Origin of the sequence: Bradyrhizobium manausense (genome assembly GCF_018130615.1) — a bacterium.
In the GTDB taxonomy this organism is placed as follows: Bacteria; Pseudomonadota; Alphaproteobacteria; order Rhizobiales; family Xanthobacteraceae; genus Bradyrhizobium; species Bradyrhizobium manausense_A.
Map to the genome: position 1 here is coordinate 390,151 of NZ_JAFCKB010000006.1, position 18,633 is coordinate 408,783.

Here is an 18,633-nt window from a genome sequence, read left to right on the forward strand (position 1 = left end):
GCGTTCAAGCTCGCCCTCAAGGAGATCATTCCATGCGTTCAGTCGGACATTTCATCGGTGGCAAGGAAGTGAAGGGCACGTCTGGCCGGACGGCGGACGTCTTCGAGCCGATGACCGGTGACGTCCAGGCCAAGGTCGCGCTGGCGTCCAAGGCCGAAGTGCGCGCCGCGGTCGAGAATGCGCGCGCCGCGCAGCCGGAATGGGCCGCGACCAACCCGCAGCGCCGCGCCCGCGTGATGATGAAGTTCCTCGAGCTGGTGCAGCGCGACTACGACAAGCTTGCCGAGCTGCTCGCCCGCGAGCACGGCAAGACCGTTCCGGACGCGAAGGGCGACATCCAGCGCGGCCTCGAAGTCGCCGAGTTCGCCTGCGGCATCCCGCATCTGATGAAGGGCGAGTACACCGAAGGCGCCGGTCCCGGCATCGACATCTACAGCATGCGCCAGCCGCTCGGCGTCGTCGCCGGCATCACGCCGTTCAATTTCCCGGCGATGATCCCGATGTGGAAGTTTGCCCCCGCCATCGCCTGCGGCAACGCCTTCATCCTGAAGCCGTCGGAGCGCGATCCCGGCGTGCCGATGCTGCTCGCTGAGCTGATGATGGAAGCAGGCCTGCCGGCCGGCATCCTCAACGTCGTCAACGGCGACAAGGAAGCCGTCGACGCCATCCTCGACGATCCCGATATCAAGGCCGTCGGCTTCGTTGGTTCGACGCCGATCGCGCAGTACATCTATGAGCGTGCGGCCCAGACCGGCAAGCGCTGCCAGTGCTTCGGTGGCGCCAAGAACCACGCCATCATCATGCCGGACGCGGATATGGACCAAGCGGTCGATGCGCTGATTGGCGCCGGCTACGGCTCGGCCGGCGAGCGCTGCATGGCCGTCTCGGTTGCCGTTCCCGTCGGCAAGGCCACCGCCGACCGCCTGATGGACAAGCTGATCCCGCGCGTCGAGAGCCTCAAGATCGGCACCTCGATCGATCCGTCGGCGGATTACGGTCCGCTGGTGACGCGTGAGGCGGTCGAGAAGGTCAAGAGCTACATCGACATCGGCATCAAGGAAGGCGCGACCCTTGCTGTCGACGGCCGTGGCTTCAAGATGCAGGGCTACGAGAAGGGCTTCTATCTCGGCGGTTCGCTGTTCGACAACGTCACCAAGGACATGCGGATCTACAAGGAAGAAATCTTCGGCCCCGTGCTCTCGGTCGTCCGTGCGCACGACTACAAGGAAGCGCTGGCGCTGCCGTCCGAGCATGATTACGGCAACGGCGTCGCCATCTTCACCCGCGATGGCGACGCTGCCCGCGACTTCGCAGCCAAGGTCAATGTCGGCATGGTCGGCATCAACGTGCCGATCCCGGTGCCGATCGCGTATTACACCTTCGGCGGCTGGAAGAAGTCCGGCTTCGGCGATCTCAACCAGCATGGTCCGGATTCGGTCCGCTTCTACACCAAGACCAAGACGGTGACCTCGCGCTGGCCGTCCGGTGTCAAGGAAGGTGCGGAGTTCTCGATCCCGCTGATGAAGTAGTTCTCCTTGGAGCGAGAGGCCGGGATGCAATTCGCTCTGAACGAGGATCAGGTCGCGGTTCGCGACATGGCGTTGGCGTTTGCGGCGGAAAAGATCGCGCCGCACGCGTTGCGCTGGGACGAGGAGAAGCATTTCCCCGTTGACGTGATGCGTGAGGCCGCTGCCCTCGGCATGGGCGGCATCTATATCCGCGAGGATGTCGGAGGATCCGCGATGTCGCGGTTCGACGCGGCGCTGATCTTCGAGGCGCTGGCGACGGGCTGCCCGACCACCTCGGCCTTCATCTCCATCCACAACATGGCGTCTTGGATGATCGATGCCTACGGCAGCGACACCCAGCGCCACACCTGGCTGCCGAAACTCTGTTCGATGGAGCTCATCGCGAGCTACTGCCTGACCGAGCCGGGCGCCGGTTCGGACGCCGCAGCGTTGCGTACGCGTGCCGTGCGAGACGGCGATCACTATGTTCTTACCGGCCAGAAGCAGTTCATCTCCGGCGCCGGCGGCACCGATCTCCTGGTCGCGATGGTCAGGACCGGCGGCGACGGCCCCGGCGGCATCTCGACCCTCGTCATCGACGGCAAGACGCCTGGCGTGTCGTTCGGCGCCAACGAGCGCAAGATGGGCTGGAACGCGCAGCCAACCCGCGCGGTGATTTTCGAGAACGCCCGCGTGCCGGTGGCCAATCGGCTGAGCGAGGAGGGGGTCGGCTTCAAGATCGCAATGGCCGGCCTCGACGGCGGTCGTCTCAATATCACGGCGTGCTCGCTCGGCGGCGCACAGACGGCGCTCGACAAGGCGCGCACCTACATGAAAGAGCGCAAGGCGTTTGGAAAGCGGCTCGACGAATTCCAGGCCCTGCAATTCAAGCTCGCCGATATGGCGATCGAGCTGGAGGCCGCGCGCACCTTCCTGTGGCGCGCCGCCGCCGCGCTCGACCGCAAGGACCCGGACGCCACCATGCTGTGCGCGATGGCCAAGCGCTTTGGCACCGATGTCGGTTTCGAGGTCGCCAACCACGCGCTGCAGCTTCACGGCGGCTACGGCTATCTCAGTGAATACGGCATCGAGAAGATCGTACGCGATCTGCGCGTGCACCAGATCCTCGAAGGCACCAATGAAATCATGCGGCTCATCGTGGCGCGCAAACTGATCGAGGGCGCACGATGACTGCGATGGAGGAGGGCGATCTCGTCGCCCGCGTCGAAGGCGCGGCCGGGATCATTCGGCTCAACCGTCCCAAAGCGATCAACGCCGTCACGCTGGAGATGTTTCGCGACATCGACAAGGCGCTCGATCGTTTTGAAGCTGATCCCGCCTTTGCGGTGATCGTGCTGGAAGGCGCCGGCGAGCGTGGCCTCTGCGCCGGCGGCGACATCCGCACGCTCTGGGAGAGCTCGAAGGCTGGCGGCGATCTCGGCAAGATCCTGTGGCGCGAGGAATACATCCTCAATGCCCGGATCAAGAAGTTTCCAAAGCCCTATGTCGCCTTCATGGACGGTATCGTGATGGGCGGCGGCGTCGGGCTGTCGGCGCATGCCAGCCACCGCATCGTCACCGATCGCACCAAGCTCGCGATGCCCGAGGTCGGGCTTGGCTTCTTCCCCGACGTCGGTGGCACGTGGCTGTTGTCGCGCTCGCCCGGCGAGATCGGTACGTATTTTGGGTTGACCGGCCAGACCATGAATGGCCCCGATGCGATCCATGCCAAGTTTGCGGATGCCGTGGTGCCGGCCGCCAAATGGCCGGAGCTGCGCGAAGCGCTGACCCGGGCTCGTCCGGGCGTGAGCGCGGCCGAGGTCACCAGGCTGATCAACGGTTTTGCGAGCGGTGAGTTCGCCGGGCCGGTCGCCGCCAAGGAGCCTGTTATCGACGCGTTGTTCGGCTTCGACCGCATGGAGGACATTCTCGCTGCTCTCGAGCGCGACGGTTCGGAGTTCGCGCTGGCGACATTGAAGACGCTCAAAGAGAAATCGCCGCGTGGCATGGTGGTGACGCTGAAGCTGCTGCGGCTTGCGCGCACGGCGTCCAGCCTGGAAGAGTGCCTGGTGCGCGAATATCGCGCCGCGCTGGAAGTCTTCCGCAGCGACGATTTCCGCGAAGGAGTGCGCGCGGCCGTGATCGACAAGGATCGCAATCCGTCCTGGTCGCCGCCGCGGATCGAGGATGTGACGCCGGCGATGCTTGCGCCGTATCTCGCCGAGATCGGTGCCGACGAGCTGAAGTTCAACTAACAACGCTACAGCGGAGGAAACGAAGATGGCCACGATCGCATTCATCGGTCTCGGCAACATGGGCGGCCCGATGGCCGCCAATCTGGTCAAGGCCGGCCACAAGGTGGTGGCCTTCGACCTCGTCGAGGCTTCCCGCAATCAGGCCAAGGCCGATGGCGCCGGCATCGCCGACAGTGCGGCGGGCGCCGTGAAAGGCGCTGATGTCGTCGTCACCATGCTCCCGGCCGGCAAGCATGTGCTCGGCGTCTGGAACGAGGTCGTGCCCGCCATGACGAAAGGCACGCTGATCATCGATAGCTCCACCATCGACGTCGAAAGCGCCCGTCAGGCGCATGCGCTCGCGGCCAAGAGCGGCGTGCTTTCGGTGGATGCGCCGGTCTCCGGCGGCACAGGTGGTGCCAAGGGCGCCACGCTCACCTTCATGTGCGGCGGCGAGGAGAGCGCGTTCGCGGCGGCCAAGCCCGTGCTGGAGAAGATGGGCAAGAAGATCGTCCATTGCGGCGGCGCGGGGGCGGGCCAGGCGGCCAAGATCTGCAACAACATGATCCTCGGCATTTCCATGATCGCGGTGAGCGAAGCTTTTGCGCTCGGCGAAAAGCTCGGGCTCTCGCATCAGGCGCTGTTCGACGTTGCCTCGACCTCGTCGGGCCAGTGCTGGTCGCTGACGACCTATTGCCCGGTTCCGGGCCCGGTGCCGACCTCGCCGGCGAACAACGACTACAAGCCGGGTTTCGCCTCGGCGCTGATGGTCAAGGATCTGACCCTGGCGCAGGACGCCGCCAAGGCTGCGGGCGCGGCGACGCCGCTCGGCAAGCATGCGCAGGAGATCTATCAGTCTTTCGACGCAGCCGGCCAAGGCGGGGTGGATTTTTCTGGAATTATCAAGCACGTTCGCGATCTCGCTGGAAAATAGCGAGGCTTCGTAGCCCGGATGGAGCGAAGCGAAATCCGGGATAGTTCCTCCTCACGGCCCTGATCGGCCCCGGATTGCGCTTCGCTCCATCCGGGCTACGCTCGAAGACCAATTCGACGGGCTCTGATCATGACGACATTCCAGGACGCGCGCGCGTTTCTTCTTCAGCACCGCACGGATTACGAGACTGCGGTCAGGGACTTCCGCTGGCCCGATCCTGGCCCCTTCAACTGGGCGCTCGACTGGTTCGACCAGCTGGCGAAAGATGCGGAATCCAAGGATAGACCCGCGCTCTGGATTGTCGATGCTGCACAGGACAAGCAGACAAAACTGTCCTTTGCGGCGCTGTCGCAGCGCTCGAACCAGGTCGCGAACTTCCTGCGCGCGCAGGGCCTGAAGCGCGGCGATCATCTTTTGCTGCTGCTCGGCAATGTGGTGCCGCTGTGGGAGACGATGCTGGCGGCGATGAAGCTCGGCGTCGTCGTCATTCCCGCAACGACACTGCTCACGGCCGACGAGTTGCGCGACCGGCTCGATCGCGGCAAAGCGAAGGCGGTGGTGGCTGCGGAAGACCAGGTCGCGAAATTCGCGAGCCTTGGCGCCGAGAATGTCGTGCGCATCGTGGTTGGCGCCGCCTCCGATGGTTGGCTCGCCTATGGCGAGGCGGCGAAGGCTTCGGAGACCTTTGCAGCCGACGGCCCGACCAACGCCGACGACCCGATGCTGCTGTATTTCACCTCGGGCACCACGGCGAAGCCAAAACTGGTGCGCCACAGCCAGCGCAGCTATCCCGTCGGCCATCTCTCCACCATGTACTGGATCGGGCTGAAGCCCGGCGACATCCACCTCAACATCTCCTCGCCGGGCTGGGCCAAGCACGCCTGGAGCTGCTTCTTTGCGCCTTGGAATGCGGGCGCCACCGTTTTCGTGGTCAATCAGCCGCGCTTCGATGCAAAGGGCCTGCTCGCCACCATCGGCCGCTGCAGCGTCACCACGCTGTGCGCGCCGCCGACGGTGTGGCGGCTGTTCATCCAGGAGAACCTGGCTTCGTTCAAGGTGAGCCTGCGCGAGGTCTGCGGCGCCGGTGAGCCGCTCAATCCTGAAGTGATCGACCAGGTGCAGGCCGCCTGGGGCCTCGTCATCCGCGACGGCTACGGCCAGACCGAGACGACGGCGCTCGCTGGCAACTCGCCGGGACAAAAGATCAAGGTCGGCTCGATGGGCCGGCCGCTGCCGGGCTATCGCGTGCAGGTCAGCGATGCCGACGGCCAGCCGGCCAAGGAGGGCGAGGTGGCCTTGCTGTTGGGGGCTGACCGTCCCGCCGGTCTGATGCAGGGCTATCAGGGCGATGACGGCAAGCTGTCCGGCGCCGAAGGCGAGCTCTATCGCAGCGGCGACGTCGTCTTCGAAGATGAGGACGGCTATCTCACCTTCGTCGGCCGCTCCGACGACGTGTTCAAATCCTCGGACTACCGCATCAGCCCGTTCGAGCTGGAGAGCGTGCTGCTCGAGCATGAGCTGGTGGCCGAAGCCGCGGTGGTGCCGAGCCCTGATCCGATCCGGCTCGCGATTCCCAAGGCCTTCGTGCTGCTGACTGCTGGCGCCGAGCGGACGCCGGAGACGGCGCTGTCCATCTTCAGGCACCTGCACACGCGGCTTGCGCCCTTCAAGCGTATCCGCCGCCTCGAAATCGTCACCGAGCTGCCGAAGACGATCTCTGGCAAAATCCGCCGCGTGCAGCTACGACGGCTCGAACGCGACGATGATCGCAACGATCCGCTGCGCGGCCGGGAATTCCGCGAGGAGGATTTTCCGGATCTGCCGAAAACAAGAAGTGAGACCTGAAGCGAAATGAACGAAATCTGGAAGAAGCCGCCGATCACGCTCGAGGCCTATCAGGCCATGGTCGGCAAGGAGATCGGCGTCTCGTCCTGGCACCTGATCGACCAGCCTCGCATCGATACCTTTGCCGATGTGACCGACGATCGCCAGTTCATCCATGTCGATCCCGAAAGGGCGAAGACCGAGACGGCGTTCGGCACCACCATCGCGCATGGTTTCCTGACGATGTCGATGTTGTCGGTGATGTCCTACGAAGTGATGCCGGCGATTGCGGGCACCACGATGGGCGTCAATTACGGCTTCGACAAGCTGCGCTTCATCTCGCCGGTGCGCTCGGGCAGGCGCATCCGCGGCCGGTTTGTGCTCGCGGAAGCCAAGCTGCGCAAGGCAGGCGAATTGCAGTCGCGCACCAATGTGACGGTGGAGATCGAAGGCGAGGACAAGCCCGCGCTGGTCGCGGATTGGCTCGGTCTGATCTACTTCGCCTGAACTGGGCCGATTTGGCCGGGCTTGACCCGGCCAGCCATCGCTGCTCAAAAGCTGACGAATTTTCGCGGATTTTACCCTCTCCCACAGGGGGAGAGGGTGGCTTCGCGGGACCGCGAAGCCGGGTGAGGGGTATCTCTCCACGAACTCGGCTGCCGAGAGATACCCCTCATCCGGCGCTCGCGCGCCACCTTCTCCCACAAGGGAAGAAGGAAGAAAGGAAACATAAATGGCAATCAGGTTCGACGGACGCGTCGCCATCGTCACAGGCGCGGGCAATGGTCTCGGCAAGGCACATGCGCTCGGCCTGGCGAGCCGCGGCGCGAAGGTCGTGGTCAACGATTTCGGCGGCGCGCGCGACGGCACCGGTGCTTCGCTTTCGCCGGCCGAAGCCGTGGTCGAGGAGATTCGTAAAGCGGGCGGCACGGCGATGGCCGACGGCGCCGACGTGTCGAATTTCGAACAGGTCACGGCCATGGTCGAGCGCGCCACCAAGGAATGGGGCAGCGTCGACATCATGTGCGCCAATGCCGGCATTCTGCGCGACAAGTCGTTCGGCAAGATGGAAGCGGCCGATTTCCAGAAGGTGCTCGATGTGCATCTCGTCGGCACCTTCTATTGCTGCAAGGCGGTCTGGGCCGGCATGCGCGACCGCAACTACGGCCGCATCGTGCTGACGACCTCGTCCTCCGGCCTCTACGGCAATTTCGGCCAGGCCAATTACGGCGCGGCCAAGTCCGGCATGGTCGGCCTGATGAACGTGCTCGCGGAAGAGGGCCGCAAGACCAACATCCGTGTCAACATCATCTCGCCAACGGCGGCGACCCGTATGACGGAAGAGCTCTTGCCGCCGCAGGCGCTGCAGCTGATGAAGCCGAATGCGATCACGCCGGCAGTCGAGTACATGCTGAGCGAGGACGCGCCGACCCGCACCATCATGGGTGCCGGTGCCGGTTCGTTTGCCGTGATCAAGATCCTGGAGAGCGAAGGCATCAACCTGCCGGAAGCCGAATGGACCCCGGATGCGATCGCCGCGCATTTCGCTGGGATCAGCGACATGTCGAAGGCCAGGGCGTTGCAGGGGGCGTTCGAGCAGACCCAGAAGTATGTCGCACAGGCCGCGGCGCGGGCGGGGATCAAGCTCTAGCAGCGCCGTCATTCCGGGGCATGCGTGGCGCAAGGCCGGAATCGTGCTCTCCCCGTCGTGGCCGGGCTTGTCCCGGCCATCCGCGTGTTTGGGATTGCGCGTTTGGCTTTCGTGGATGCCCGGGACAAGTCCGGGCATGACGACCTATGTCGCAGAACCGGCCTGCTATAAATTCGTACGATGACCTCACTCGACACCCACATTGCCGTCATCGGTGCCGGTCCCGCCGGGCTGATGGCGGCGGAGGTGCTGGCGCAGGGCGGCGGCCGCGTCACCGTCTACGACGCGATGCCGTCCGCCGGCCGTAAATTCCTGATGGCGGGCAGGGGCGGGCTCAATCTCACCCATAGCGAGCCGCTGCCGGATTTCCTCAGCCGCTACCGTGAGGCGATGCCGCATCTGCGCGCCGCGGTCGAGGCGTTTCCGCCCGATGCGCTGCGCGACTGGAGCGCAGGCCTGGGACAGCTGACCTTCGTCGGCAGCAGCGGGCGGGTGTTTCCAAAAACGTTCAAGGCCTCGCCCTTGCTGCGCGCCTGGCTGCGGCGGCTCGATGCGGCCGGCGTGCAATTCGCGTTTCGGCATCGCTGGACGGGATGGAACGCGGACGGGCGGCTGCAGTTTCAAACGCCCGATGGTGGGCTTGCCATCGCCGCCGGCGCAACCGTGCTCGCGCTGGGTGGCGCGAGCTGGCCGCGGCTCGGCTCGGACGGCGCGTGGGTCGATTGCCTTGCCGCCGAGGGCATTGTCATCTCAAAGCTTCGCCCCGCGAACTCCGGCTTCACAGTCGCATGGTCCGACGTCTTCCGAGATCGCTTCGAGGGCCAGCCACTCAAGGGCGTGGCGCTAACGGTCGGTGAGCACACGGTGCGTGGCGAAGCCATGATCACCCGTAGCGGAATCGAGGGGGGCGCGATCTACGCGCTGTCGGCCGAATTGCGCGAGGCGGTGCTGGGGATCGGGCAGGCAACGCTGACAATCGCATTTCGGCCCGATCTCGATGCCGACGCGCTGACCGCGCGTCTGTCGGGCACGCGCGGCAAGCAGTCGCTGGCGAACTTCCTGCGCAAGGCGGCGCAAGTGTCGCCGGTCGGCATTGGCTTGATGCAGGAGGCGGCGATCGCATCCGGCCGGCCGTTGGCATCGTTCTCGCCGGCGGAGCTTGCGCATCTGGTCAACGCAATCCCGGTTCAGCTCACCGGTGTTGCTCCGATCGATCGCGCCATCTCGACCGCGGGCGGGATTTCGTTCGATGAGCTCGACGACCACTTCATGCTGCGCAAATTGCCCGGCGTATTTGCCGCAGGCGAGATGCTGGATTGGGAAGCCCCGACCGGCGGCTATCTGCTGCAGGCCTCGTTCGCGACGGGAGCGGCGGCGGGCAGGGGAGCGTTGCAGTGGCTGAAGCGCTTCTAGAATACCGTCGCCCTTCGAGGGCCGCCGCTGAAGAGGCAGTCACCTCAGGGTGACGGCTACGAGGGAGCGCCGCCCTGAATACGTCGCAGAAAGAGCGCCGTCATGAGGTGCGAGTGGCGCGATGCAAAGCATCGCGCCGGCAGCCTCGAAGGATGCGCGGGCGTTGAACCGCTACCGCAGCTTCCCGCGCGCCGCCACCGGCAGCGTGCCGATGATCTCCTCGCCGCGGACCATCACCACCTCATCCATCATGTTGACGACGACGCAGACATGGTTCGGGACGATCCGGACGACGTCGCCGACGTTCGGCCGCGTGTTGCTGCGGGAGAGGTCGAGAAAGCCGTGCTCCTCGGCAAATTTCGCGATCTTGGCTTCGGGATGCTCCAGGATCAGGCCGTGGCCGTCGAGCCCACCGGTATCGGTCGTCAGCGTCTTCGAGCCGGCGTCCAGGATGCCGCGCTCGGGCGCGGCGCGGCTCACCACAGTCGAGTAGATCTGCAGCGCGCAGTCGTCCCAGGTGGCGGAGCCGGCTGCGACCTGCATGCGGTCGTTGTAAATGTAGGTGCCAAAGCGGTGCTCGGTGCCACCCTTGAGCTTGCCGATGTTGATGAGGTTCGGCGTGCCGCCGGTCGAGACGATCTTTGCGTCCAGCCCGTGCGCGCGCACGCCGGCCAGCGCCTCGTCAAAGAACTTCTGCGCATCGCCCCAGCCGGTCTCGGTGGGGTAGAGCATGAAGCCGGCGAACTGCAATCCCTTCGATCCCGCGATCTCGCGCGCCAGCGCAATCGCTTCCGCCGGCGTCTCGACGCCCGCGCGCTTGCGGCCCGTATCGCACTCGACCACGACGGAGAGCGGACGGCCGGATGCCGCGGCCGCCTTTGGCAGGCCGGCAACGACGGTCGAATTGTCGGCGGCCACCGTCATGTTGGCCTTGGCCTGCAGCGCGCCGAGGCGTGCCATCTTCTCTTCACCCAGCAGATTATAGCTGATCAGGATGTCGTCGATGCCGGCATTGGCCATGATCTCGGCCTCGCCGAGCTTCTGGCAGGTGATGCCCTTGGCGCCGGCCGCGACCTGCATTTTCGCAAGGGTCGGATTCTTGTGGGTCTTGATGTGCGGGCGGTTGGCAACGCCGGCATCATCGCAGGCCTTCTGGATCCGCGCGATGTTGCGCTCGACCTTATCCATGTCGATGACGGCGCAGGGCGTGCCGTATTCGCGGGTGATCTTGGCGGCGAGGGTGGTTGTCATGGAAGTCTCTTAGTTGGCGCGCATTCTGGTCACAAAACCGGGACCCACTTTTGCGGAATGTGCGCTAGGCCTGTTCGATTTCTTCGCGGAGCATTTCAAGTTCGAGCCAGCGCTCTTCGGCGGCTGACAGTGCTTCATGCGCCTTGGCGATGGCGGCGGAGGCGTCGTCGAATTTCTTGCGATCTTTGGCATAGAGATTGGGATCGTCGAGCACGCGCTGCAGTTTGGCAATATCCGCCTGCAGCGTTTCCATCTTCTGCGGCAGCGTTTCCAGCGCGTGTTTTTCGTTGAAGCTCAGCTTCCGTTTGGATGTGGAGACGGGGGCGGAGGTGCGCTCCTCTTTCTTTTCCGCCACCGGCTGCGTCTTCGCCGTCTCGCGCTTCAAATCCGCACCGCGCTGCGCCAGCATGTCGCTGTAGCCGCCGGCATACTCGATCCACTTGCCGTTACCTTCGGGCGCGATCACGGAGGTGACGACGCGGTCGAGGAAATCGCGGTCATGGCTGATCAGGATGACCGTGCCGTCGTAGTCACCGAGCATCTCCTCGAGCACGTCGAGGGTCTCGAGATCGAGATCGTTGGTCGGCTCGTCCAGCACAAGGAGATTCGACGGCTTTGCCAGCGCACGCGCCAGCATCAGCCGGCCGCGCTCGCCGCCGGAGAGCACCTCCACGGGCGTGCCGCGCTGCTCCTGTGCGAACAAAAAGTCCTTCATGTAGCCGACCACATGCTTCGGCTTGCCGCCGACCATGATCTGGTCGCCACGGCCGCCGGTCAGCGCCTCGGCCAGCGTCGAGTTGGGATCGAGGCTTTCGCGATGCTGGTCGAGCGTGGCCGTCTCCAGGTTCGCCCCGAGCCGCACGATGCCTGAATCCGGCTGCGCGCCGCCGGTCAACAGATTGACCAGCGTGGTCTTGCCGGCCCCGTTCGGACCGATGATGCCGAGCCGGTCGCCGCGCTGGATGCGGGTGGAGAAATTGTCGACGATCACGCGATCGCCATAGGCCTTGGTGATGCCCTTCGCCTCGATCACCAGCTTGCCGGATTGCTCGGCTTCCGCGGCCGCCAGACTGGCGGTGCCCGCTGTGCCGCGATAATTGCGGCGCTGGTCGCGCAGCGCGTGCAGATTGGCGAGCCTCTTGACGTTGCGCTTGCGCCGGCCGGAAACGCCATGGCGCAGCCAGTGCTCCTCGTCGACGATCTTGCGGTCGAGCTTGTGCTGGTCGCGCTCTTCCTCCGCCAGCACCTCGTCGCGCCAGCTCTCGAACGAGGCAAAGCCGCGGTCGATCTGCTTGATCCTGCCGCGGTCGAGCCATGCGGTGGAGCGCGAGAGGTTGGTGAGGAAGCGGCGGTCGTGGCTGATGATGACCAGCGCGCTACGGCGGCTGTCGAGCTCCTGTTCCAGCCATTCGATGGTGGCGAGATCGAGATGGTTGGTCGGCTCGTCCAGCAGCAATATGTCGGGCGAGGGCGCGAGCACATAGGCCAGCGCCGCGCGACGGGCCTCGCCGCCGGAGAGGTGATGCGGGTTCTCCTCGCCGGTGAGGCCGAGCTGCTCCAGCAGATAGCGGGCCTGGTGCTGGTCGTCGCCGGGCGCAAGCCCGGACTCGACATAGGCAAGCGTAGTCTTGTGCTCGCCGAAGTCGGGCTCCTGCGGCAGATAGCGGACGGTGGCGCCGGGCTGCACGAAGCGCGTGCCGCCGTCGGGTTCGACGAGCCCGGCCGCGATCTTCAGCAGCGTCGACTTGCCGGAGCCGTTGCGGCCGATCAGGCAGACGCGCTCGGATGGTGCAACGTTGAGCTCGACACCCGACAGCAGCGGTGTGCCGCCGAAAGTGAGCTTGATGTCTTTGAGTTGGATCAGCGGCGGTGCCATGGTCAGCTCTGGCTCGTCGCAGCTTGATCGGCGCGGCGGCGCTGAATCCGGCGCAGCGTCTGGTCGAGCGCCGAGAGGAAGGCGGAGCGGTCGCGCGGCGCGAACGAGCGCGGGCCACCGGTGACTTCGCCGGCCGAGCGCAGATCCGTCATCAGATTGCGCACCGCCAGCGTCATGCCGATCGACTCCTCCGTAAACGGTTTGCCGTTCGGCGCGATCACGTCGGCGCCCGCTTTCACGCAGCGGCTCGCCAGCGGAATGTCGGAGGTGATGACCACGTCGCCTGGCTTGGCCCGCTCCGCGATCCAGTCGTCGGCCGCATCCATGCCGGAGCCGGCGGCGATGCGCTCGATCAGCGGGTCCTGCGGCACGCGGATAAAGTTGCCGGCGACCACGCTGACGGGCACGCCGTGGCGGAGCGCGACGCGGTAGATTTCGTCCTTCACCGGGCAGGCGTCGGCGTCGACATAGATGCGGGTGGGGATGTCAGTCATTCGCCGCGTGGTACCCCATTCGGGCCGCAAAGGCGAGGGGATTGACCGCTGTTCCCCGGGGCCTACGATCGGCCGTGAAACAACAAAAGCACAGGGAAGGCCGTCATGCCGAACCGGCTCGAAACTTACCGCGTCGCGGCCCACAACACCGCAAAGCAGTCCGAAAACAAGATGCACGACGACACGGTAGCGCGCCGCTTCGGCTTTTCCGGTGGGCTGGTCCCCGGCGTCGATGTTTTCGCCTACATGATGCACGTGCCGGTGGCGCGCTGGGGCCGCGATTTCCTCAGCCGCGGGCTGGTCGAGGCGCGCTTCATCAAGCCGGTCTATGACGGCGAGACCGCCGATGTCGATGCAACCGAGCACAACGGCCTGCTGACGATCGAGGTGTTCAGTCGCACCGCACTGTGCGCTACGGGCACGGCGTCGCTGCCGGCGGCGGCGCCTGCGGTGTCACTGAGCGACTACGTCCAAGTGGCTCCAGTTGCCGAGCGCAAGCCGGTGAGCCCGACGACCTTTGAGGTCGGCAAATGGCTCGGCACGACGCCGCGCAGCTGGGCCGGGCAGGACGCGACCGACTATCTCACTGATGTCAGGGAAACCGATCCGATCTTTACGCGCGAGAGGCTCGGTCATCCCGGCCTGATCCAGCGCGTCATGAACCGCGTGCTGGTCGACAACACGATTCTGGGCCCGTGGATCCATGTCGGCAGCCGCATGCAGCTCCTGTCGGCCGCGCGCGCCGGAGACGAGATCGCCGCGCGGGCAAAAGTCACCGCGAATTACGAGAAGAAGGGCCACCGCTTCGTCGAACTCGACGCGCTCGTCGTCGCCAACGGCACGACGCCGATTGCACACTGCCAGCACACCGCGATCTACCAGCCGCGCGAGCAGGCGGCGGCGTAGCGGCCAGCACCGTCATTCCGGGGCGGTCCGCAGGACCGAACCTGGAATCTCAAGGTTCCGGGTTCGATGCTTTGCATCGCCCCGGAACGACGAACGCCGTTTACACCGCCCCCTTCGCGTCCTGAATCGCGCGCCACACGCGCTCCGGGGTCAAGGGCATGTCGATGTGCTTGATGCCGTAGTCCGAGAGCGCGTCGAGCACCGCGTTCACCACCGTCGACAGGCTGCCGGCACAGCCGGCTTCGCCGCAGCCCTTGCTGCCGAGCGGATTGGTCGTGGCCGGCACCGGGTGGTCACCGACCGTCATGCTGGGCACATCTTCCGCGCGAGGCAGAGCATAGTCCATCAGCGAGCCCGTGATCGGCTGGCCGCTCTCGTCGTAGCGGACGTGCTCCATCAGCGCTTGGCCGATGCCCTGCACGACGCCGCCATGAAGCTGGCCGGCGACCAGCAGCGGGTTGATCACCGTGCCGAAATCGTTGACCGCGCTGTAGCGCACAATCTGCACCACGCCGGTCTCGGGATCGATCTCGACCTCGGCGACGTGGCAGCCGTTCGGAAACGCTGACGGCACCGGCTCGCTGGTGTGGTCGACGTCGAGACTATCAGGCACGCCGTCCGGCACCTTGCCGTCATGCAGGCGCCTGGCGAGCTCCATGATGTCGATGCTGCGGTCGGTGCCGGCGATGGTAAAGCTGCCGTCCGCGAACTCGATGTCGGCCTCGGACGCCTCGAGCATGTGTGCGGCGGCGCGCTTGCCTTTTTCGATGACGAGCTTGGCGGCGCCCACGATCGCCATGCCGCTCGCAGTGATCGAGCGTGAGCCGCCGGTGCCGTTGCCGGTGTGGACGATGTCGCTGTCGCCCTGCACCAGCTTCACGCTCTCGAAGGGAACCCCCAGCTGCGCGCACAGCACCTGGGCGAACGGCGTGGCGTGGCCCTGGCCGTAGTCGAGCGTGCCGGTGATGAGCTGCACGGTACCATCGGCATCGAACACGATTTTGCCGAGCTCGGGGCTTGGCGGCGCGGTGACCTCGAGATAGGAGCCGACCGCGATGCCGCGCAGCTTGCCGGCCTTCCTGCTCTCCTTCTTGCGCTTGGCGAAGTTCTCGTGGTCGGAGATGTCGAGCGCCTTGGCGAAGACGGCCTGAAAGTCGCCGCTGTCATAGGTGACGCCGGAGGAGGCCGCGAACGGCATCTGGTTCGGCTTGATGAAGTTGCGCTTGCGCATTGTCAGCCGGTTGATGCCCATTTCGTCGGCGGCGCGGTCGATCAGCCGCTCCATGTAGTAGTTGGCCTCGGGCCGGCCGGCGCCGCGATAGGCGCCCATCAGCGTGGTGTTGGTCAGCACCGTCTTGATGTCGATGCCCATCAGGGGCGTGCGGTAGACGCTGGAGAAGTTCTTGCCGGTGTTGAGCGAGAGCGGGCCGGGCGCAACGCCGGTGATGTAGGCGCCGAGATTACCGTAGCCCGAAAGCTTCGCCGCGAGGAAATGTCCCTCGGCGTCGAGCGCGAGCTCGGCATGGATCTTTTGCGCACGGCCGTGGCTGTCGGAGAGGAAGCTGGTCGAGCGCTCGTCGAGCCACTTCACCGGGCGTCCCAGCGCCTTCGCCGCGTACAGGATGCACATGTATTCGGGATAGTTGACGTTCTTCATGCCGAAGGAGCCACCGACATTGGCGGTGAGGACGCGCACTTTCTCGTTCGGCACCTTGAGGTTCTTGGCAAGGTTGGCGCGGTTGCCCGCCACCCCCTGCGTCGGCATCTGGATGGTGTAGCGCTCGGTGGCCTTGTCGTAGGAGGCAAGTCCGACGCGCGGCTCCATCGACACCACGGCGACGCGGGTGTTCTCGATGTCGACCTTGGTGACATGGGCGGCGCTGGCGAAGGCCGCGTTGACCTTCTCCATGTCGCCATAATGATAGTCGAGCGCGACGTTGTTCGGGATGTGGTCGTAAAGTTGTGGCGCGCCGGGCTTGGTGGCCTCCTCGGGATCGGTCACCGCGGGCAGGGGCTCGATGTCGAGCTCGACGGCCTCGGCCGCATCGCGCGCCTGCGCCAGCGTGTCGGCCACCACGAAGGCGACGGGGTCGCCGACGAAGCGAACTTTGTCGGTGGCGAGTGGCTGGCGGTTGGTCTGGAGCAGGGGCGAGCCGTCGCGGCTCTTCAGCGGCAGGCCGCAGGTGAAAGGGCCATAGCCGGCGGCATCGAGGTCCTTGCCGGTCCACACGCCCAGCACTCCCGGCATCGCCTTGGCGGCATCGATACCGATGCCGCGGATGATTCCATGGGCATGGGTCGAGCGAACGATCACGGCATAGGCCTGGCCGGGCAGGTTGAAATCGTCGGTGTAGCGGCCCTTGCCGCGCACCAGCGTGTCGTCCTCCTTGCGGCGGACCGGCTGCCCGACGCCGTATTTTTGCAGTGCAATAGCGTTTTCGAGCGTCGAGGATTTCGTGTGTTCTTGCATGGAATGACCTGAAAAGCCGGCAATTGCGCGGTTTGTGGGCGCCTGGGGGACCGGATCCCCTGAGATAACCCACCGACCCGTTCACGACAACGCACGAATGGACATGGTCCTATGTGATGCGTTGTTGCGCATACCCGCCGCGCTGCTAATGTTTCAGGCGAAAAATCAATTCCAGACCGGCCCGACCGGCCGCGGAAAGACAGTTTGTATGAATGACCACACGCGGCTCCGCGACGGCCTTGCGCCGCACGGTGAGCTGGAGGGGTCGATGGTGGCGGTGGCGTTGGCCACTGAGCCCGCCGTCCCCGTGCAGGCGTCGGGAACCGGCGTTTATGCGGCGCTCGACCTCGGCACCAACAATTGCAGGCTCCTGATCGCCTGTCCGACCCACGACGGCTTTCGCGTGGTCGATTCCTTTTCGCGCATCATCCGGCTCGGCGAAGGCGTCTCGGCCACGGGGAACATCAGCGAGGCGGCGATCGATCGCGCCATCGCCGCGCTCAGCATCTGCCGGGACAAGATCAACTTACGGAAAGCGCGGCGGCTGCGGCTGATCGCGACCGAAGCCTGCCGCGCGGCCTCCAATGCGGAAGATTTCCGCAGCCGTGTCGCGGCCGAGACCGGCATCGAGCTCGAGGTGATCGACCGCGAAACGGAAGCCTCGCTCGCCATGCTCGGCTGCTCGCCGTTGGTCGATCCCCGGGGCAGAGGTGCCATCCTGTTCGATATCGGCGGCGGCTCGACCGAGCTGGTGCGGATCGAGCGCGACGCGCAAAATCCGGAGCCGCGCATCAAGGCGTGGATGTCGATTCCGTACGGCGTCGTCACGCTGGCCGAACAGTTCGGTGGCCGCGACGTGACGCCGGAGATCTATGCCGCGATGGAGCAGGAGGTCGCCAACCATGTCGCGCCTTTCGCGGAAGCCCATGGCCGCGATCTCAACGACATGCATCTGCTCGGCACGTCGGGCACGGTGACCACGCTCGCCGGCATCCATCTCAATCTCGCGCGCTACGACCGCCGCCGCATCGACAGCATCTGGATGAACGACACCGACATCACCGCGACCATCAACAAACTGCTTGGCATGAGCTACGAGGAGCGCGCGAACAACAACTGCATCAGCGTCGAGCGCGCCGATCTCGTGCTGGCCGGCTGCGCCATTCTCGATGCGATCCGCCGCGCCTTCCCGCTGCCGCGCCTGCGCGTCGCCGACCGCGGCCTGCGCGAGGGCATGCTGGTCGAGATGATGCGCGAGGACGGCGCGCTCAGGAGCTGGTGAGATGGCCAAAGACACCACCGGCCGCTTGCACGTCCAGGTCAAGACCGGCGGCAAGCGCAAGTTGTCGTCGAAGCTCTGGCTGGAGCGGCAGCTCAACGATCCCTACGTCGCCAAGGCCAAGGCGGCCGGCTATCGGTCGCGCGCGGCGTTCAAGCTGCTCGAGATCGACGACAAGTTCCGCCTGCTCAAGCCTGGCATGGCCGTGGTCGACCTCGGCGCCGCGCCCGGCGGCTGGAGCCAGATCGCAGCCAAGCGGGTCGGCTCGGTCGATGGCAAGGGCAAGGTCGTGGCGATCGATCTCTTGGAGATGCCGGAGATCCCCGGCGTCGACTTCGCGCAGCTCGATTTCATGGACAATGACGCGCCCGACAAGCTCACCGCGATGTTGGGCGGTGGCGCCGATGTCGTGATGTCGGACATGGCCGCCAACACCACCGGCCATCGCAAGACCGACCAGCTCCGCATCGTCGGTCTGGTCGAGACCGCCGCCGCGTTCGCCTGCGACGTGCTCAAGCCCGGCGGCACGTTCCTGGCCAAGACGTTCCAGAGCGGCGCCGATGCCGATCTGCTCGCCCAGCTCAAGCGCGACTTTGCGACGGTGCGTCATGTGAAGCCCGCGGCGAGCCGGCAGGATTCGTCCGAGCGTTACGTGCTGGCGACGGGTTTTCGGGGCGAGGCGAAGGCGCAATAACTCCGCTGTCGTCCCGGTGAAGGCCCTAGGGCATGCACGTATCTCTGAGGCTCCATCCGGCTGCGGCGGCTTTGAAGTATTCGAGGCCGTTTTTGAAGG

General features: G+C 65.5%; 14 protein-coding genes and 1 pseudogene. 11 read left to right on the forward strand and 4 right to left on the reverse strand.

Annotated elements, in window-relative coordinates; translation table 11 throughout:
* The first annotated feature begins 32 nt into the window (after positions 1 to 32).
* From JQ587_RS15075 to JQ587_RS15110, 8 genes and pseudogenes are all read left to right on the forward strand, one after another.
* Entirely contained in the window at positions 33 to 1,529 is a 1,497-nt protein-coding gene (locus JQ587_RS15075; protein WP_212299272.1) for a CoA-acylating methylmalonate-semialdehyde dehydrogenase, read from the forward strand.
* Positions 1,530 to 1,553: 24 nt separating this feature from the next.
* Positions 1,554 to 2,699, forward strand: coding sequence for an isobutyryl-CoA dehydrogenase (locus tag JQ587_RS15080; protein WP_212299273.1), 1,146 nt, complete (start codon positions 1,554 to 1,556; stop codon positions 2,697 to 2,699).
* The gene (locus JQ587_RS15085; protein ID WP_212425779.1) at positions 2,696 to 3,763 is read left to right on the forward strand and encodes an enoyl-CoA hydratase/isomerase family protein; all 1,068 of its coding nucleotides are present in this window, start codon (positions 2,696 to 2,698) and stop codon (positions 3,761 to 3,763) included. Before JQ587_RS15080 ends, JQ587_RS15085 begins: the two co-directional genes overlap by 4 nt.
* Before the next feature lie 13 nt (positions 3,764 to 3,776).
* A pseudogene (mmsB, locus tag JQ587_RS15090) lies at positions 3,777 to 4,676 on the forward strand (3-hydroxyisobutyrate dehydrogenase); the annotation flags it as partial.
* 129 nt (positions 4,677 to 4,805) lie between these two features.
* Positions 4,806 to 6,521, forward strand: a complete 1,716-nt coding sequence (locus JQ587_RS15095) for an AMP-binding protein (protein ID WP_212425781.1) — start codon at positions 4,806 to 4,808, stop codon at positions 6,519 to 6,521.
* Between the two features lie 6 nt (positions 6,522 to 6,527).
* On the forward strand, positions 6,528 to 7,007 hold the full coding sequence (locus tag JQ587_RS15100) for a MaoC family dehydratase (RefSeq protein WP_212425782.1): 480 nt from the start codon (positions 6,528 to 6,530) through the stop codon (positions 7,005 to 7,007).
* A gap of 226 nt (positions 7,008 to 7,233) precedes the next feature.
* Entirely contained in the window at positions 7,234 to 8,151 is a 918-nt protein-coding gene (locus tag JQ587_RS15105) for an SDR family NAD(P)-dependent oxidoreductase (RefSeq protein ID WP_212425783.1), read from the forward strand.
* 180 nt (positions 8,152 to 8,331) lie between these two features.
* Positions 8,332 to 9,564: a BaiN/RdsA family NAD(P)/FAD-dependent oxidoreductase gene (locus JQ587_RS15110; protein WP_212425784.1), complete on the forward strand. Its 1,233-nt coding sequence runs from the start codon at positions 8,332 to 8,334 to the stop codon at positions 9,562 to 9,564.
* Positions 9,565 to 9,735: 171 nt separating this feature from the next.
* Here JQ587_RS15110 and JQ587_RS15115 read toward each other — a convergent pair whose 3' ends face one another.
* The 3 genes from JQ587_RS15115 to JQ587_RS15125 all read right to left on the reverse strand — a co-directional run bounded on the left by JQ587_RS15115 (position 9,736) and on the right by JQ587_RS15125 (position 13,185).
* Positions 9,736 to 10,815, reverse strand: a complete 1,080-nt coding sequence (locus tag JQ587_RS15115; protein ID WP_212425785.1) for a D-TA family PLP-dependent enzyme — start codon at positions 10,813 to 10,815, stop codon at positions 9,736 to 9,738.
* Between the two features lie 64 nt (positions 10,816 to 10,879).
* On the reverse strand, positions 10,880 to 12,691 hold the full coding sequence (locus JQ587_RS15120) for an ABC-F family ATP-binding cassette domain-containing protein (protein ID WP_212425786.1): 1,812 nt from the start codon (positions 12,689 to 12,691) through the stop codon (positions 10,880 to 10,882).
* Between the two features lie 2 nt (positions 12,692 to 12,693).
* Positions 12,694 to 13,185: a YaiI/YqxD family protein gene (locus tag JQ587_RS15125; protein WP_212299282.1), complete on the reverse strand. Its 492-nt coding sequence runs from the start codon at positions 13,183 to 13,185 to the stop codon at positions 12,694 to 12,696.
* A gap of 105 nt (positions 13,186 to 13,290) precedes the next feature.
* On the opposite strand from JQ587_RS15125, the gene JQ587_RS15130 reads away from it, so the two are divergent.
* The gene (locus tag JQ587_RS15130) at positions 13,291 to 14,091 is read left to right on the forward strand and encodes a hypothetical protein (RefSeq protein WP_212425787.1); all 801 of its coding nucleotides are present in this window, start codon (positions 13,291 to 13,293) and stop codon (positions 14,089 to 14,091) included.
* A 100-nt stretch (positions 14,092 to 14,191) separates the two neighbouring features.
* On the opposite strand, the gene JQ587_RS15135 is transcribed toward JQ587_RS15130, so the two are convergent.
* Positions 14,192 to 16,561, reverse strand: a complete 2,370-nt coding sequence (locus JQ587_RS15135; protein WP_212425788.1) for a xanthine dehydrogenase family protein molybdopterin-binding subunit — start codon at positions 16,559 to 16,561, stop codon at positions 14,192 to 14,194.
* Positions 16,562 to 16,769: 208 nt separating this feature from the next.
* Here JQ587_RS15135 and JQ587_RS15140 point away from each other — a divergent pair, with 208 nt between their 5' ends.
* Positions 16,770 to 17,843 carry a Ppx/GppA phosphatase family protein gene (locus JQ587_RS15140; RefSeq protein ID WP_212425789.1) on the forward strand — a complete coding sequence of 358 codons (1,074 nt, stop codon included), beginning with the start codon at positions 16,770 to 16,772 and terminating at the stop codon, positions 17,841 to 17,843.
* A 1-nt stretch (position 17,844) separates the two neighbouring features.
* A complete protein-coding gene (locus tag JQ587_RS15145; protein ID WP_212425790.1) occupies positions 17,845 to 18,534 on the forward strand; it encodes an RlmE family RNA methyltransferase in 690 nt (229 codons plus the stop codon).
* Positions 18,535 to 18,633 lie beyond the last annotated feature (99 nt).